Below are 15,351 nucleotides of genomic sequence, written 5' to 3'. Positions count from 1 at the left end.
GCGCTGCATCTGCTCGTCGGCCTCGTCGATCTTCAATCGCGCCGAGAAATCTCCCGCCGCCGCAGCCGCCACCACCTCGCCGACATCCGAGACCACCGCCTCCATCGACTGCGCCCGCGCCAGACGCGCCGCAGCGGCGGCCTGTTCCTGCTGCTGCAGCAGCGCCACCTGCTCGCTGCTCTCGCGCAGCACCGAGACCGCACGCGCCATCGCCCCGATCTCGTCGACGCGCTTGGTGTGTGGCACATCGATGCCGGTGTCGCCGGCGGTCAGCCGATCCATCACGGCGCCGAGATCGAGCAGCGGCTTGATGATCGCGCGCCGCGAGAAGGCCACGGCGCCTGCGATCGAGAGCCCCAGCAGCACCAGCAGGGCGATCGGCAGCGCGATGCGCATCTTGCCGGCGAAGGCAGATGCCTCGGCGGAGGCGGCTTCGCCCGCCTCCTCGTTGAAGCGGCTGAAGTCGGACAGCTCCTCGACGAGGGCGGCCCGGTTGCGCCGGCTGGCCTCGCTGTTGCCCCAGGCATCGGCGGCGCGGCCGGAAACTTCCTGGGCCAATCGAGCGGTTTCGGCGCGGGTCGCGACGAACTCCGCGATCAGCTTGCTGACCTTGTCGGCCCGCTCGCGCTCGTTGGCGGGAACCGTCGCCAGGAAGATCTTCAGTCTCTCATCGACGCGGGCGAGCCCCTTTTCGATCGCCGCGGCTGCGTTCTTCGCCTCGTTGGGGTTGCGCGCCATATAGGCCAGGCGCGAATCCTCGCTGAGCTGGTTCACGACGACGTTGAGGCGTTCCGTGGCCAGCGCCATGTCGTCCTGATCCGCGACCTGACGGTTCATCGTCTGAAGCGCGGAGATGCCGACGAGTGCTCCTGCGAGCGCGATGATCGCGCCGATCGCGACAATGCCGATCAGACCGAGAATCTTGTCCCGAATTGACTTCATCATGCACCCCCGGCGTATCAAAGCGATCGATCCGGCGGCTTTTAAGCGCCATGACTGAAGGTCACGTTAAGCTTACCGCGGACATAAAGCGAACATCGCTGAAATCCGAGAAAAGTGACGTGAATCGCGGGGCTTTTCTGCTGCTTTTTGGGGCGTCGGTTGCCTTCCGGCTGGGCAGGCGGGCCGCGTCGAGCATGCTGCTCACCCGACCTGCGGCAAACCGCCTTTCCAGAGCGGGGTGAAATGCTTTAGGAGCCTTCCAATATTCAGCGTCCGCGAGGCAAGCCGACCATGGCGATCGATCTGTCCCCTCCGAGCCAGCAGCTCGTCACGGTGTTCGGCGGCTCCGGCTTTGTCGGCCGCCACGTCGTGCGAGCTCTCGCGAAGCGCGGCTATCGCGTCCGCGTGGCGGTGCGCCGGCCGGATCTCGCCGGCTTCCTGCAGCCGCTCGGCGTCGTCGGCCAGGTCCACGCGGTCCAGGCGAATCTGCGCTATCCCGCTTCGGTCGCGGCCGCGGTCAAGGGCGCGGACGCGGTCGTCAATCTGGTCGGCATCCTCCAGGAGGGCGGCCGGCAGAGCTTCGCTGCCGTTCAGGCCAATGGCGCACGCGCCGTCGCGCAGGCCTGTGCCGCAGCCGGCATCGGCCGGGTGGTCCATGTCTCGGCCATTGGCGCTGCGCGCGATTCGCGCTCGCTCTATGCCCGCAGCAAGGCCGAAGGGGAGGCGGCGATGCAGGCAGCGGTGCCGGGTGCCGTGGTGCTGCGGCCGTCGATCATGTTCGGTCCTGAGGACGGCTTCTTCAACCGCTTCGCCTCGCTGGCGCGCATGCTGCCGGTGCTGCCGCTGGTCGGCGGCGGCGAGACCAAATTCCAGCCGGTCTTCGTCGGCGATGTCGCGGAGGCGGTTGCGCGCGCCGTCGATGGCGGCGTCGCGGGCGGCATCTATGAGCTCGGCGGCCCGGAGGTGAAGACCTTCCGCGAGCTCGTCGCCTATATCTGCGAGGTGACGGATCGCAAGCCGTTGCTTGTCTCGTTGCCGTTCGGGCTGGCGCGGCTCCAGGCGCGTCTCCTCGAGATCGTCAACACGCTGACGCTGGGACTGCTGCCGGGCGAGCTGATGCTGACGCGCGATCAGGTCACGCTGCTCGAGAGCGACAATGTCGTGTCGGACGCGGCCGTCGCCGAGGGCCATAGCTTCGAGGCGCTGGGCATCGAGCCCGTCTCCGTCGAGGCGGTCGTGCCGTCCTATCTCTGGCGCTTCCGCAAGACCGGGCAGTTCGACACCGCTCGCGCTGGCTGACTTCTGCAGGCGCAGGCAAGCCGACCATGCCGGATCTCGTCATCTATGACTGCGACGGCACGCTGATCGACACCGAGACACTCTACGGTGAAGTCAGCCTCGCCGCCTGCCACGCGCTCGGCCTGACCGAGTGGACGCTCGACCATTACGTCGACAGCATCGTCGGCATCCCCTGGTCGGATGGCGTCAAGATCATCGAAGCGGCGCATGGCCGCACCCTGCCGCCGGATTTCGAGCAGGGCATCGAGGACGCCGTCGCGCTACGGCTCGAAGCCGAATTGCGCGCCCTGCCGGGCGTGCGCGAGGCGCTCGATGCGATCGGCGGTCGGCGCTGCGTCGCATCCTCGACCAGCCTGGCGCCGCTGCGCCGCAATCTTACCATCACCGGGCTGATCGACCTGTTCGATCCGCACGTCTTCTCCGCCTCGCAGGTCGCGCGCGGCAAGCCTCACCCCGATGTCTTTCTGCATGCGGCCGCGGAGATGGGTGCGAGGCCCCAGAATTGCCTGGTGATCGAGGATTCGGTACCGGGCGTGCTGGCGGCGCGGTCGGCGGGCATGCGGGTCGTCGGCTTCACCGGCGTCTCGCATGACAGACAGCGCAGCGCGGCGCGCCTGACGCAGGCCGGCGCGCTGGCGGTGATCGACGATTTCGCGCAATGGCCCGGCCTGGTGAAGGAGCTGCGTGCCTCGGACTGATGCCTGAGCCTCAGAGCATGCTGGGCAGCACGCGATCCGGCGGCTTGTGGCCGTCCATGAAGGTCTTGATGTTGACGATGACCTTCTCGCCCATGTCGGCGCGGCCCTCATGCGTGGCCGATCCCATATGCGGCAGCACGACGACACGATGATTGCGCGCGAGCTTCAGCAGGCGCGGATTGACGGCGGGCTCGCTCTCGAACACGTCGAGTCCGGCCCCGGCGAGCTCGCCCGCCTCGAGCATGCGCGACAGCGCCGTCTCGTCGACGATCTCGCCGCGCGCCGTGTTGACCAGAATGGCGTCGGGCTTCATCAGCTTGAGGCGTCGCGCCGAGAGAAGGTGGTAGGTCGCCGGGGTGTGCGGGCAATTGACCGAGACGATGTCCATCCGCGCCAGCATCTGGTCGAGCGAATCCCAGTAAGTCGCGTCGAGCTTCTCCTCGATGCGGGAATCGAGGCGGCGCCTGTTATGATAGTGGATCGAGAGGCCGAAGGCGGCGGCGCGGCGCGCCACGGCCTGGCCGATTCGTCCCATTCCGACGATGCCGAGCCGCTTGCCGGTGATGCGCCGCCCGAGCATCCAGGTCGGCGACCAGCCGTCCCATTCGTCATCCGGAATGACGCGTGCGCCTTCGGCGATGCGCCGTGCTACGGCGAGGATCAGCGCGATCGTCATGTCGGCCGTGTCGTCGGTCAGGACGCCCGGCGTATTGGTCACGGTGATGCCGCGCTGCACAGCGCTGGCGACGTCGATATTGTCGACGCCGTTGCCGAAATTCGCGATCAGCCTGAGTTGGTCGCCGGCCTGAGCGATCAGCGCGGCGTCGATCTTGTCCGTGATCGTCGGCACCAGCACATCGGCGGTCTTGACCGCCTCGACCAGCGCGGCCTGGCTCATCGGCGTATCGTCGACATTGAGGCGCGCATCGAACAATTCGCGCATGCGCGTCTCGACCACGGCTGGCAGCTTGCGCGTGACGACGACCAGCGGCTTCTTCTTCGACATCGACGACTCCTCCTCCGCGGTCCGTCGCGGCCGCCGCCTTTTGGCCTCAACCCCCCATTAACCGCGGGGCTTCAGGAATGAGGACGGCGTGATCGCTCGGCTTCGCCCGATCTCTAAGTGGCGTGGCGACGGATGACAACATGACCCTTCGCTGGGTGCTAGATGCGATTACGGCGGCTTTCGAGATGGAGATCGGACGGATGGCGGGTTTGTCGAGATGTGGCGTTCTGGTCGGGCTGGCGCTGCTCGTGGCGTCGGCGGCCGGGACGGGCGCACAGGCTCAGGCCCTCCAGGCGGGTTCGGTGACCGGACTGCCCGTGCCGCGCTATGTCAGTCTGAAGACCGATCGTGTGAATCTGCGCGAGGGTCCATCCAAAGAGCACCGGACTCGCTGGGTCTACCAGCGCGCCGGCCTGCCGGTGGAAATCGTCGCGGAATTCGAGACCTGGCGGCGCGTGCGCGATGCCGACGGCTCGGAAGGCTGGGTCCTGCACAGCCTGCTCTCGGGGCGGCGCACCGCGCTGATCGCGCCCTGGTCCAAGGTCAAGGACGAGATGTTCATCTTGCGCAAGGAAGCCGATGACAACTCGCCCGTGGTGGCGCGGCTGCAGCCCGGCGTCATCGCCAACGTCACCTCCTGCGCCAATTCCTGGTGCAGGATCAGCGTCGCCAATTCGCAGGGCTATCTCCGGCAGGACCGGCTCTGGGGCGTCTATCCCAACGAAAAGGTCGATTGAGCGGCCGCTGCCCGCAAACAGTTCTTACAGCGCCGAAAAGGTGAGGAGCGCCTGGCCGGCAGCTCCCAGCAGGGCGAGCTTGCGCCGGCGCTGGTCGATCTTCCAACTTCGCACCTCGCCCAGCGCGACGAAGAAGCGGCTTTCCTGGTCCATGGCAGCAGGCGTGCAGGCCATCCGTGTCGCCGCAAGTGGCGAGAAGCTGATCCGCGCGCCGTCGATCGTGGCACGCCCGGACATCCTGTTGCAGCCGCCACTACCCGAGACGCGGCCGTCAGGGGCGATTTGAAGAACGCTCTGCAATCGGTCGATGACGCCGGCGCCGCGCAGATCCTCCAGCAGCCAGCGCCCGGCGGGAGAATCAGGACCCGCTGCGGTGGTGGCCTGGACGCGCTGGACCTCGATATCGGTTTGGTCGCGGCCGCCGGTGAAGACGCTGTGCCGTGCGGTGCTGATGAAGAGCAGGCGCTCCCCGAGCAGGATGCGGCCCTGGAGCGCATAGTTGCGCCGCGGCACGATCCTGGAAGAATCGAAACGCAGCACGTAGCGCGCCGGCATACGGTTGCCGCGGACCCGCGTCTGCGCAATCGTATCGGCCGGCGCGTCCATCCGTGAGACGTCGAGCAGGCTGACCTCGACGATGGCTCCGCGTGGCAATGCCATCCGCTCGCGATAGGATACGCTGCCGCGCAGCGTTCGGGGGGCGGCCAGCGCGGGATCGGACGGCGCAAGGAGCCCAAGCGCCATCGCCCCGGTCAGGCTGCGGCGCGAAATCGTCCTGGAACGGTTGTCGAAGGTGGCTCGTGCCATCCCGGACACCATCGATGGGGTGGGCTCAGCCCGCGATCTTGCGCAGCCGTACCACGACGTCGACGCGGGCGATCTCGTATCCTGCTGGCGGCTCCGGCAGGGCCGCAACATCGACCGCCTCGGCCGGGATGTCGATCACAGTGTTCTCGCCATCGACGACGAAATGATGGTGTTCGCTGCTGTCGGTATCGAAGAAGGTCTTGGCCCCGTCGATCGCCAGTTCGCGCAGCAAACCGGCCTGGGTGAACTGATGCAGCGTGTTGTAGATCGTCGCCAGCGAGACCGGGATCTTCTCCTTCATCGCCTCTTCATAGAGCATCTCGGCGCTGATATGCCGGTCGCCCCGGGCGAACAGAACCCAGCCGAGCGAGACGCGCTGGCGCGTCGGGCGCAGGCCCACGCGCCGCAGCCTTTCGCGGATATCGTGGAACGGGCAGCCCTTCCGCACGGTCGATCCATAGCCCTCGTTCTGGGAAATCAGATCGCTCATCGCTGCTGGTCCGGCCTCGCTCAAGTGGCTGCGCAGGCCTCGGTGCCTGCGCTTGATTAGATTTGATGTAAGGCTTCGAGGAGGTGCTCGCAAGCTTCCCCAGGTCTGTCACGGGTCCCGCATGCCGAAAACGGCTTCGTCCCCGCCCTTTCGTTTCGCTATGGCGGCGTGTTAGGCACTGCGCTGAGATCGCCGCTGCAGAGCGGCCGGAATGGAGCGGACTGGGTATGCAGCGGCAATCGTCTTTCAGCTACGAGGAGATCCTCGCTTGTGGTCGCGGGGAGCTGTTCGGGCCGGGCAACGCGCAACTGCCGCTGCCGCCCATGCTGATGTTCGACCGCATCACCGAGATCGCCGAGGATGGCGGCCCGAACGGCAAGGGCTTCGTGCGCGCCGAATTCGACATCAAGCCGGATCTCTGGTTCTTCGACTGCCATTTCAAGGGCGATCCCGTGATGCCGGGCTGCCTCGGCCTCGATGCGCTCTGGCAGCTCACCGGCTTCTTCCTCGGCTGGCTCGGCCTTCCCGGCCGTGGCCGTGCGCTCGGCGTCGGCGAGGTCAAGTTCGCCGACCAGGTGCTTCCGAGCGTCAAGCAGGTCGTCTACGGCGTCGAGTTCAAGCGCGTCTTCAAGTCGAAGCTCGTCCTGGGCATCGCCGATGGCTGGCTGGAGGCCGACGGCAAGCGCATCTATACGGTCAGTGACATGCGCGTCGGCCTGTTCAAGCCGGACGCTGCCTGAGGAAAAAGCAGCGGCGCGACCTTGCGTCGATAGCCCGCGCGGTCCATTTGCGCGGGAACGAGATCGAAGCGCCGGAGCCCAGAGCGGCCTGCCGGCGCCTTATAGAGCCGGAGATAGAAGCATGAGACGCGTTGTGGTCACCGGGATGGGCATCGTCTCATCCATCGGCAACAATACGCAGGAAGTGCTCGCCTCCCTGCACGAGGCGAAGTCCGGCATCTCCTTCATGCCCGAATTCGCCGAGCACGGCTTCCGCAGCCAGGTCGCCGGCGTGCCCTCGCTCGACCCTTCGACGGTGCTCGACCGCCGCGCCATGCGCTTCCATGGCGGCGGCTCCGCCTGGAATCAGGTCGCGATGGAGCAGGCGATCGTCGATGCGGGCCTCGAGCCCGCCGAGATCAGCAATGAGCGCACCGGCATCATCATGGGCTCCGGTGGCCCCTCGACCCGCGCCCTGATCGACGCCTATGACAAGGCGCGCGAGAGCGGCTCCTCGAAGAAGGTCGGCCCCTTCGCTGTGCCCAAGGGCATGTCCTCGACCGCCTCGGCGACGCTCGCGACCTGGTTCAAGATCAAGGGCGTCAACTATTCGATCTCCTCCGCCTGCGCGACGTCCAACCACTGCATCGGCAATGCCTATGAGCTGATCCAGTGGGGCAAGCAGGACGTGATCTTCGCCGGCGGCTGCGAGGAGCTGGACTGGACCCTGTCGGTGCTGTTCGACGCCATGGGCGCGATGTCGACCGACTACAACGAGACCGCCGCGCGGGCCTCGCGCGCCTATGACGCCAACCGCGACGGCTTCGTCATCGCCGGCGGCGCCGGTGTCGTCGTGCTCGAGGAACTCGAGCACGCGCGCGCTCGCGGCGCAAAGATCTACGGCGAGATCGTCGGCTACGGCGCGACGTCTGACGGCTACGACATGGTCGCCCCCTCCGGCGAGGGCGCGGTGCGCTGCATGCGGATGGCGCTGGAAGGCGTCAAGGCCAAGGTCGACTACATCAACCCGCACGGCACCTCGACACCCGTCGGCGACGGCAAGGAGATCGAGGCGATCCGCGAGGTCTTCGGCGCAGGCGACAAGAGCCCCCCGATCTCCGCGACCAAGTCGCTCACCGGCCATTCGCTCGGTGCCACCGGCGTGCAGGAGGCGATCTACTCGCTGCTGATGCTGAACAACGACTTCATCTGCGAGAGCGCCCATATCGACGAGCTCGATCCGGCCTTCGCCGACATGCCGATTGTGCGCAAGCGCATCGACAATGCCGGCCTCGGCTGCGTGCTCTCCAACTCCTTCGGCTTCGGCGGCACCAACGCCACCATCGTGATGAAGAAGCTCGAAGCCTGAGGCGCCACGCAATGCTCTTCATGGTGATCGAGCATTTCGACCAGGCACGGGTGAAGGACGTTTATCGTCGCTTCCGCGAGCGTGGGCGGATGGCACCGGAAGGGTTGACCTATGTCGACAGCTGGATCGCAGCGGACCTCTCCCGCTGCTTCCAGGTGATGCAATGCGACGACGTCGCGCTGCTGCAGGAATGGGTGCTGTCCTGGAGTGATCTCGCCCGCTTCGAGATCGTGCCGATCGCCGCATCCAAGGACACCGCGGCAGCGGTCGGGAAGCATCTCTGATGCGGGTTCGGGTCCGGCGCGTCCGTCCCTTCTTCCGACCGTGCCGAGCCGGTCTTTTTCGTTCAAAGCCTTTGCTGATCTCCGGGATAATTCAATGCTCCCCCTGATGCACAACAAGCGCGGCCTCGTCATGGGCGTCGCCAACCAGAACTCGATCGCCTGGGGCATTGCGAAAACGCTCCACGCCCATGGCGCCGAGATGGCCTTCACCTATCAAGGCGATGCCCTCGGCAAGCGGGTGAAGCCGCTGGCCGAAAGCGTCGGCTCGAAGCTCGTCCTGCCCTGCGATGTCGAGGACATTGCGACGGTCGATGCGGCCTTCGCCGCGCTCGACGAGGTCTGGGGCGGCGATCCCGAGCGCAACACGCTGGACTTCATCGTCCACGCCATCGGTTTCTCGGACAAGAACGAGCTCAAGGGGCTCTACGCCGACACCAGCCGCGAAAACTTCTCGCGCACCATGGTGATCTCCTGCTTCTCCTTCACCGAGGTGGCGAAGCGCGCAGCCGAGCGCATGCCCAAGGGTGGCAGCATGATCACGCTGACCTATGGCGGTTCGACCCGGATCATGCCGAACTACAACGTCATGGGCGTCGCCAAGGCCGCGCTGGAGGCGAGCGTGCGCTATCTCGCGGGCGATTACGGTCCGCGCGGCATTCGCGTCAACGCGCTCTCGCCCGGCCCGGTGCGGACGCTTGCCGGCGCCGGCATCTCGGATGCGCGCGCGATGTATTCCTGGCAGCGCGCAAATTCGCCGTTGCGCAAGTCGGTCTCTCTGGAGGAGATCGGCGGTTCGGCGCTATATTACCTTTCGGATCTCTCCGGTGGCGTCACCGGCGACATCCACCATGTCGATGCCGGCTACCACATCACGTCAATGCCCGTGCTCGACGGCCTGCGTGCCGCCGATGCCGGCAATGCCGAGTAGGGGAACCGTCGAGCGCGCGCCGCGGTTCTCCTGTCGAGCAGGGAGAACGCAATGGTCATGGTCAGGTACGAAATCGTCGAACACGATGGCGGCTGGGCGTACAAGGTCGGCTCGGCCTTGTCGGAAACCTTCCGGTCGCATGACGCCGCGCTGAAGGCGGCGACGTCTGCAGCCGCGCGCCAGACGCTCGCGGGCCAGACGGATGGGATCGTCTATCAGGACGAGAACGGCCAGTGGCACGAGGAGTTGGCTGACGGCCGCGATCGCCCTGCGACGAGGGTCGTCGATCAGCCCTGACCGCGACCGATATAGACTGCGGCCCGGCCGAACCGAGCTATCGGGCGGTGAAGAAGGTCAGCAGCACCTTCCCCTTCTCGCCGATAAGGCAGAGAAACCGACGTGGCTTGTCCGAGCGGTCGGTTCGCAGATAGGCCTCGGCCATGACAATGCGCGTGACCGGCGTATCCTCGACCTTCGTTTCGGAGACGGCGACCGTCGCCCCGTCCTCGTCGATATAGATGTCCTTGATCTCGGGCTCGCGGGCCGAGATCGTGCGCAGCGCGGTCGCCTTGCAGGAGGCGATCTCGGGCGAGGCCGGCTTTTCGGAGGGAGCACCTGACGTCGGGCCGGCCGTCTGGGCGAGGGCAGGGGTGGCGAGTAGGGCGGCGGTCAGCAGGGCGACGGTGTTCGTCAGGCGCGTCATGCGGTGCACTCGGTTGTTCGGTGCAGGCTCAACGCGCGGAAGCCCGGGAGGTTCGACCTGCCGGCATGCATCTGGGCATCCCGGCAGGCCGTGGTGGCGTGATCAGAGGCCCAGCTTCTTCTTGCGCTGGCCGAGCGTGCGCAGGCGCAGCGCGTTCAGCTTGATGAAGCCGGCCGCGTCGCGGTGATCATAGGCGACGGCGCCTTCCTCGAAGGTGACGAGGTCCTGGTCGTAGAGCGAATAGGGGCTCGACCGGCCGACGACATGGACGCCGCCCTTGTAGAGCTTGAGGCGGACCTGGCCGGTGACGAATTCCTGGCTCTTGTCGATCAGCGCCTGCAGCATCTCGCGCTCTGGCGAGAACCAGAAGCCGTTATAGATCAGCTCCGCATATTGCGGCATGATCTGGTCCTTGAGATGGGCGGCGCCGCGATCGAGCGTGATCGACTCGATGGCGCGATGGGCGGTGTGCAGGATCGTGCCGCCCGGCGTCTCGTACATGCCGCGCGACTTCATGCCGACGAAGCGGTTCTCCACGAGGTCGAGCCGGCCGATGCCGTTGGCACGGCCGAGTTCGTTGAGCTTGGCCAGCAGGGTCGCGGGCGACATCTTCACGCCGTCGATGGCGGAGGCGTCGCCGCCCTCGAAATCGATCGTGATGTAGGTCGGCTGGTCCGGAGCGTCCTCCGGCGAGATCGTGCGCGAATAGACGTAGTCCGGCACCTCCTGCGCCGGATCCTCGAGCACCTTGCCCTCGGACGAGGCGTGCAGGAGATTGGCGTCGACCGAGAAGGGTGCCTCGCCGCGCTTGTCCTTGGCGATCGGGATCTGGTGCTGCTCGGCGAAGGCGATCAGCTGCTCGCGCGAGCGCAGGTCCCATTCGCGCCAGGGCGCGATCACGACGACGTCGGGCTTCAGCGCATAGGCGGTCAGCTCGAAGCGGACCTGGTCGTTGCCCTTGCCGGTGGCGCCATGGGATACGGCGTCCGCCCCGACCTTCTCGGCAATCTCGATCAGCTTCTTGCCGATCAGCGGGCGGGCGATCGAGGTGCCCAGCAGATAGACGCCCTCATAGGCGGCGTTCGCCCGGAACATCGGGAAGACGTAGTCGCGCACGAACTCCTCGCGAAGGTCCTCGATGAATATGTTCTCCGGCTTGATGCCGAGCAGCAGGGCCTTGTCGCGTGCCGGGCCGAGCTCTTCGCCCTGGCCGAGATCGGCGGTGAAGGTGACGACCTCGCAGCCATAGGTGGTCTGCAGCCACTTCAGGATGATCGAGGTATCCAGGCCGCCGGAATAGGCGAGCACGACCTTCTTCACGCTTTTCTCGGTCATCTTGGTCATCTTCCTGCTGCGGCGACAGTCCGGCCCAGCGGGCCGCTTTTTGAACGCAATGGCGCACTATCGCAGGCATCGAAACGACGCAATCGGAACCTTCTGATCGGTTTCGCGTCTTCGCGTGATGGATCGGTGTTGATGGCGCCGATCGCAATCGCGCGGACATGTCTCTCGCCCTTGCGGTCGGGCCATCCGAAGCCGAAGCTTCGGGTGCGCGACTCAACCCTTGAAGACCGACTTCGGAGGCTGAATGCCGAATCGTCCTGTGCTGGACTTCTGGTATGAGTTCGCATCGCCCTATTCGTTCCTGAGTGCGCTGAGGATCGAGCCGCTGGCCGAGGCAGCCGGCGTGAATCTCCGCTGGAGGCCCTTCCTGCTGGGGCCGATCTTCGCTGCCCAGGGCTGGTCGACCTCGCCCTTCAATCTGTTCCCGAGCAGGGGCCGCTACATGTGGCGCGATCTCGAGCGGCAGACGGCGCGGGCCGGCCTTCCTCTGGTCAAGCCAAACCCCTTTCCGCAGAACTCGCTCGTGGCTGCGCGCGTTGCGCTCGCAGGGCGCGAGGCCGGATGGCTGCCGGCCTTCTCCAAGGCGCTGTTCTCGGCCGCCTTCTGCGAGGGGCGCAACATCGCGGAGGAGGCGGTGCTGAGCGCAGCGCTCAGGCAGGCGGGCGCGGATCCGGGCGTGGCCTTTCCGGCCTCGCGCAGCGAGGAGGTCAAGGGCCGGCTGCGCGCTGAAATCGAATACGCCAAGTCGATCGGCATCTTCGGCGCGCCGACCTTCGTAACCGAGGATGGCGAGCTGTTCTGGGGCGACGATCGGCTCGAGGAGGCGCTCGACTGGTCCCGCCACGGCCGTTGATCACGCTGTAAAGCGAGGCAGCCAAAGCCTCAGCTTCGGTTGTTCGTCTTCCAGCAGCCGGCGCTGCCAGCAGGCTTCCAGATACCGGTCGCCTTGCAGGTGTTGAGTGTTGCCGAGCAGGAGCGCGAGATGCAGGCGCTCGGATTGTTGCTGGCGCCCTGACAGGTCTTCTCGCAGGATGCATTCATCTGCGAGCATGAACTCCGCGCGGCCGTGCAACCATCCTGTCCGATGGCGGGGTGCAGCGTCGCTGCAAGTATGGCTAGGCCGACCAGGAGTGCCGTCATGCTGTTCACCATCAACCTCCCTCTTCCCTATGGGAAGGTTAATGCAATGTTGGGGGGTCGGTCACCCCGCATTGTCCTACCCATTTAGGAGCTTGCCCATCTAAGGGCTTGCGCTGCCTCCGCCGGGCGGTTGCGCCCATGGTCCACGTGCGGCCGGATCAATGTGAGCGACCGATTCCTCGACCATGGTCGGCAGGTCCTGCCGTTCGGCGATGCGCGGCGGATGAGGCGGCATCGCCGGCATCCGCCCGCCCGCCGTCTCGACCAGGGCCTGCACGCGCTTGGTGACGGAAGGATGCGTCGAGAACAAATCCGCGAAATCGTCGGGATCGTTCTCGAAGCACATGTCCATCACGCCTGATGGCACGCCTTCGATGTCGGCGCGCCCGGCGATCTTGAGGAGCGCCGAGATCATCGCATCGGGGTTCTTGGTCAGTTCGACGGCGCCCGCATCGGCCAGGTACTCCCGCGACCGCGAGAGCGAGAGACGGATCAGGACGGCGAGGAACCAGGACAGCGCGATCACGGCGAAGCCGATCAGGATCGCGATGGCATTCCCCTTCTTCGTATCGTCGGAGGACACGCGCAGCCGGCTGCGCGCCAGGCCCCGGAACACGATCTCGCCGACGAGCGAGACGATGCCGGCAATGACGACCGCGATGATCATCAGCCTGACGTCGCCATTGCGGATATGGGTCAGCTCATGCGCGAGCACGGCCTCGACTTCGGCGTCGTTCAGCTGCGCCAGCAGGCCGCTCGTCACCGTCACGGTGAACTGCTTGTCGTTGACGCCGCTCGCGAAGGCGTTGAGCGCCTCGCTCTCGATGATGGCGAGCTTGGGCACGGTGAGGCCACGCGAGATGCAGAGGTTCTCGAGCATGCGGTAGAGCTTGGGATTGTCCTCGCGCGACAGGCCCTGCGCGCCCGCCATGGCGCTAATCAGCCCGACATTGATGCGAAAGCCGATGAAGACCCAGGCGCCGGCCGCGAGCGTGGTGAAGGGCAGCCAGGCCCAGAACTGCCGGCCGGCCTCGCCGAAGGCGCTGCGGCCGCGTGGCACGCCGCCATAGCCGTAGGCGACGAGCAGCAGCCCCCAAACGGTCAGATAGACCAGCGCGAACAGCCCCGCGATCAGGAAGCCTGACCTGATCCGGTTGTTGCGCATGTGGCTGTAAAGCCCGAAGGCCTGGCCCAGCATCACCGCTGCCCCGTTAGCCGCTGCCCCTTGGCCGCTCTCGGCCGGCCGTCAGAACTTGACGCTCGGCGCCACCTCGATCTGTGCGCGAACGGTCTCGCCGACATCGAAGAATTCGCGTGGCGTGAAGCCCATCTGCGGCGCGAAGAACACCGCCGGAAATGCCTGGATCGCGGCGTTGAACTCGCTGACGGCATTGTTGAAGAAGCGCCGCGCCGCGGCGAGCTTGTCCTCGACATTGCCGAGATCGACCTGGAGCTGCTGGAAGTTCGCGCTCGCCTTGAGGTCCGGATAGGCCTCGCCGAGCGCCAGCAGCCGGCCTACCGCGCCGGAGAGCTGCTGCTCGGCTGCCGCCTTGTCATGGACGCCGGTGGCACCCTGTGCGGCGTTGCGCGCCGCGATCACCGCATCGAGCGTGCTCTTCTCGTGGGTGGCGTAACCCTTCACCGTCTCGACCAGGTTGGGAATGAGGTCGTGGCGCTGCTTGAGCTGCACGTCGATGTCGGCGAAGGCCTGGTTGACCCGCTGTCGCATCGCGACGAGGCCGTTATAGGTCATGATCAGGTAGATGACGACGGCTACGATCAGCCCCAAGACAACCCAGCCCATGGCGTGCTCCTCAAGCGCAGGCGAAACCCGGCGCGCAACCTTGCATGAAGGGCGACGTTGGGGAAGCGGCCGGCGGCTCCAGCCGTCCCGCTTCAGTCATCGCTGTAGCGCTCCTCCCGCCAGGGGTCGCCGCGGTCATGGTAGCCGCGGACCTCCCAGAAGCCCGGCTGGTTGGCGAGCGTGAACTCGATCCGCCTCAGCCATTTCGCGCTCTTCCAGAAATAGAGTTTCGGCAGCACCAACCGCAGCGGTCCGCCATGCTCGGTCGGGATCGGCTTGCCTTCCCAGCCATGGGCCAGGATGGCGTCCTCGCTGGCGAAGTCTTCCAGCGTCAGATTCGTGGTGTAACCGTCATAGGAATGGAGCACCACGAAGCCCGCTTCCGGCTTGGGGCGGACGAGATCGAGGAGCGTGCGCGTCGAGACGCCCTCCCAGTGGTTGTCATAGCGCGACCAGGTCGTCACGCAGTGGATGTCCGAAACGTCGCGCGTCTGCTCCTGCGCCAGAAGATCTGCCCAGCGCCAGTGCAGGGGCTGTTCGACCGCGCCGTCGATGTCGAGCGTCCAGCTCGCGAGCTGGATCTCGGGCTGCAGGCCGAGATCCAGCACCGGCCAATCCTTGACCAGATGCTGGCCCGGCGGCAGCCGTTCGCTTTCCGGCCGTGCCACGCGCCCGGTCAGGAACTTGCCGGCCCGCGCCCAGGCCTGCTTTGTCCGGGTCAGCTTGGTGTCGGCGGGCGTTTCGGCATCGTCGGTCATGGTCGCGTCCTCGCTGTCCGCAGGGTGTCACGGCGACAGGCCCGGAGGATCGCGGGCCAGCAACGACTGCGCAAGTCCAGGCGGGCGTCCCCCTTGTTCTGCGCCTCGTTTTCGCCTACATCGCCCCTGTCCGAAGGGCCGTGATCGATCACAGCCGGGGGCGGTCTTTGAGGCCGGCTCCCGTTTCGTGCTTGGAGCGTATCGTTCGGATGCGGATGTAAAACCGGCGGCCTTGCGCCGTTCGCTGTGCCCGGCGTCGAAAGGCGCGGGCTTGGCGACAAGCCTCGGGGAGAGGCGCCGACGGGAGCATCCGGCCTGCAACA

At 66.3% G+C, this 15,351-nt stretch carries 19 protein-coding genes; 9 read left to right on the top strand and 10 right to left on the bottom strand.

The genetic code is table 11. The features are described 5' to 3' along the window. On the bottom strand, positions 1 to 942 hold a 942-nt coding region (locus VGN82_RS26135), incomplete at its 3' end, for a HAMP domain-containing protein (protein ID WP_327530030.1). Positions 943 to 1,233: 291 nt separating this feature from the next. Here VGN82_RS26135 and VGN82_RS26130 point away from each other — a divergent pair. Together VGN82_RS26130 and VGN82_RS26125 are read left to right on the top strand one after the other, a co-directional pair. Beyond that, the gene (locus VGN82_RS26130; RefSeq protein ID WP_327530029.1) at positions 1,234 to 2,241 is read left to right on the top strand and encodes a complex I NDUFA9 subunit family protein; all 1,008 of its coding nucleotides are present in this window, start codon (positions 1,234 to 1,236) and stop codon (positions 2,239 to 2,241) included. 26 nt (positions 2,242 to 2,267) lie between these two features. Continuing rightward, complete coding sequence (locus VGN82_RS26125) at positions 2,268 to 2,939, top strand: HAD family hydrolase (RefSeq protein WP_327530028.1); 672 nt, start codon at positions 2,268 to 2,270, stop codon at positions 2,937 to 2,939. Between the two features lie 10 nt (positions 2,940 to 2,949). On the opposite strand, the gene VGN82_RS26120 is transcribed toward VGN82_RS26125, so the two are convergent. Continuing rightward, the gene (locus tag VGN82_RS26120) at positions 2,950 to 3,945 is read right to left on the bottom strand and encodes a 2-hydroxyacid dehydrogenase (RefSeq protein WP_327530027.1); all 996 of its coding nucleotides are present in this window, start codon (positions 3,943 to 3,945) and stop codon (positions 2,950 to 2,952) included. Positions 3,946 to 4,130: 185 nt separating this feature from the next. Here VGN82_RS26120 and VGN82_RS26115 point away from each other — a divergent pair, with 185 nt between their 5' ends. Continuing rightward, a complete protein-coding gene (locus VGN82_RS26115) occupies positions 4,131 to 4,682 on the top strand; it encodes an SH3 domain-containing protein (protein WP_414644407.1) in 552 nt (183 codons plus the stop codon). Positions 4,683 to 4,706: 24 nt separating this feature from the next. Here the strand turns inward: VGN82_RS26115 and VGN82_RS26110 are convergent, their stop codons facing one another. Together VGN82_RS26110 and irr are read right to left on the bottom strand one after the other, a co-directional pair. Further along, on the bottom strand, positions 4,707 to 5,489 hold the full coding sequence (locus tag VGN82_RS26110) for an META domain-containing protein (RefSeq protein ID WP_327530025.1): 783 nt from the start codon (positions 5,487 to 5,489) through the stop codon (positions 4,707 to 4,709). Positions 5,490 to 5,514: 25 nt separating this feature from the next. Then, on the bottom strand, positions 5,515 to 5,979 hold the full coding sequence (gene irr, locus VGN82_RS26105; RefSeq protein ID WP_327530024.1) for a Fur family transcriptional regulator Irr: 465 nt from the start codon (positions 5,977 to 5,979) through the stop codon (positions 5,515 to 5,517). Between the two features lie 227 nt (positions 5,980 to 6,206). On the opposite strand from irr, the gene fabA reads away from it, so the two are divergent. The 5 genes from fabA to VGN82_RS26080 all read left to right on the top strand — a co-directional run bounded on the left by fabA (position 6,207) and on the right by VGN82_RS26080 (position 9,576). Then, on the top strand, positions 6,207 to 6,719 hold the full coding sequence (gene fabA / locus VGN82_RS26100) for a 3-hydroxyacyl-[acyl-carrier-protein] dehydratase FabA (RefSeq protein WP_327530023.1): 513 nt from the start codon (positions 6,207 to 6,209) through the stop codon (positions 6,717 to 6,719). Positions 6,720 to 6,840: 121 nt separating this feature from the next. Then, a complete protein-coding gene (gene fabB / locus VGN82_RS26095) occupies positions 6,841 to 8,067 on the top strand; it encodes a beta-ketoacyl-ACP synthase I (RefSeq protein WP_327530022.1) in 1,227 nt (408 codons plus the stop codon). Between the two features lie 11 nt (positions 8,068 to 8,078). After that, the gene (locus VGN82_RS26090; protein WP_327530021.1) at positions 8,079 to 8,351 is read left to right on the top strand and encodes a DUF3303 domain-containing protein; all 273 of its coding nucleotides are present in this window, start codon (positions 8,079 to 8,081) and stop codon (positions 8,349 to 8,351) included. Positions 8,352 to 8,445: 94 nt separating this feature from the next. Beyond that, the gene (gene fabI / locus VGN82_RS26085; protein WP_327530020.1) at positions 8,446 to 9,279 is read left to right on the top strand and encodes an enoyl-ACP reductase FabI; all 834 of its coding nucleotides are present in this window, start codon (positions 8,446 to 8,448) and stop codon (positions 9,277 to 9,279) included. 51 nt (positions 9,280 to 9,330) lie between these two features. Beyond that, complete coding sequence (locus VGN82_RS26080; protein ID WP_327530019.1) at positions 9,331 to 9,576, top strand: DUF2188 domain-containing protein; 246 nt, start codon at positions 9,331 to 9,333, stop codon at positions 9,574 to 9,576. 37 nt (positions 9,577 to 9,613) lie between these two features. Here the strand turns inward: VGN82_RS26080 and VGN82_RS26075 are convergent, their stop codons facing one another. Together VGN82_RS26075 and VGN82_RS26070 are read right to left on the bottom strand one after the other, a co-directional pair. Beyond that, positions 9,614 to 9,982 carry a hypothetical protein gene (locus tag VGN82_RS26075; protein ID WP_327530018.1) on the bottom strand — a complete coding sequence of 123 codons (369 nt, stop codon included), beginning with the start codon at positions 9,980 to 9,982 and terminating at the stop codon, positions 9,614 to 9,616. Between the two features lie 102 nt (positions 9,983 to 10,084). After that, on the bottom strand, positions 10,085 to 11,317 hold the full coding sequence (locus VGN82_RS26070) for an argininosuccinate synthase (RefSeq protein WP_327530017.1): 1,233 nt from the start codon (positions 11,315 to 11,317) through the stop codon (positions 10,085 to 10,087). Positions 11,318 to 11,570: 253 nt separating this feature from the next. On the opposite strand from VGN82_RS26070, the gene VGN82_RS26065 reads away from it, so the two are divergent. Further along, on the top strand, positions 11,571 to 12,179 hold the full coding sequence (locus VGN82_RS26065; RefSeq protein WP_327530016.1) for a 2-hydroxychromene-2-carboxylate isomerase: 609 nt from the start codon (positions 11,571 to 11,573) through the stop codon (positions 12,177 to 12,179). Here the strand turns inward: VGN82_RS26065 and VGN82_RS26060 are convergent, their stop codons facing one another. The 4 genes from VGN82_RS26060 to VGN82_RS26045 all read right to left on the bottom strand — a co-directional run bounded on the left by VGN82_RS26060 (position 12,180) and on the right by VGN82_RS26045 (position 15,028). Beyond that, the gene (locus VGN82_RS26060) at positions 12,180 to 12,377 is read right to left on the bottom strand and encodes a hypothetical protein (RefSeq protein ID WP_327530015.1); all 198 of its coding nucleotides are present in this window, start codon (positions 12,375 to 12,377) and stop codon (positions 12,180 to 12,182) included. It abuts the gene before it with no gap. Positions 12,378 to 12,566: 189 nt separating this feature from the next. After that, on the bottom strand, positions 12,567 to 13,664 hold the full coding sequence (locus VGN82_RS26055; RefSeq protein WP_327530014.1) for a M48 family metallopeptidase: 1,098 nt from the start codon (positions 13,662 to 13,664) through the stop codon (positions 12,567 to 12,569). Between the two features lie 48 nt (positions 13,665 to 13,712). Beyond that, a complete protein-coding gene (locus tag VGN82_RS26050) occupies positions 13,713 to 14,270 on the bottom strand; it encodes a LemA family protein (protein ID WP_327530013.1) in 558 nt (185 codons plus the stop codon). 92 nt (positions 14,271 to 14,362) lie between these two features. Further along, positions 14,363 to 15,028, bottom strand: coding sequence for a sulfite oxidase-like oxidoreductase (locus tag VGN82_RS26045; RefSeq protein WP_327530012.1), 666 nt, complete (start codon positions 15,026 to 15,028; stop codon positions 14,363 to 14,365). Between the last annotated feature and the right edge of the window lie 323 nt (positions 15,029 to 15,351).

The sequence above is a fragment of the Allobosea sp. genome (genome assembly GCF_035999205.1).
In the GTDB taxonomy this organism is placed as follows: domain Bacteria; phylum Pseudomonadota; class Alphaproteobacteria; order Rhizobiales; family Beijerinckiaceae; genus Allobosea.
This window is presented reverse-complemented; position numbering and strand designations above follow the sequence as displayed.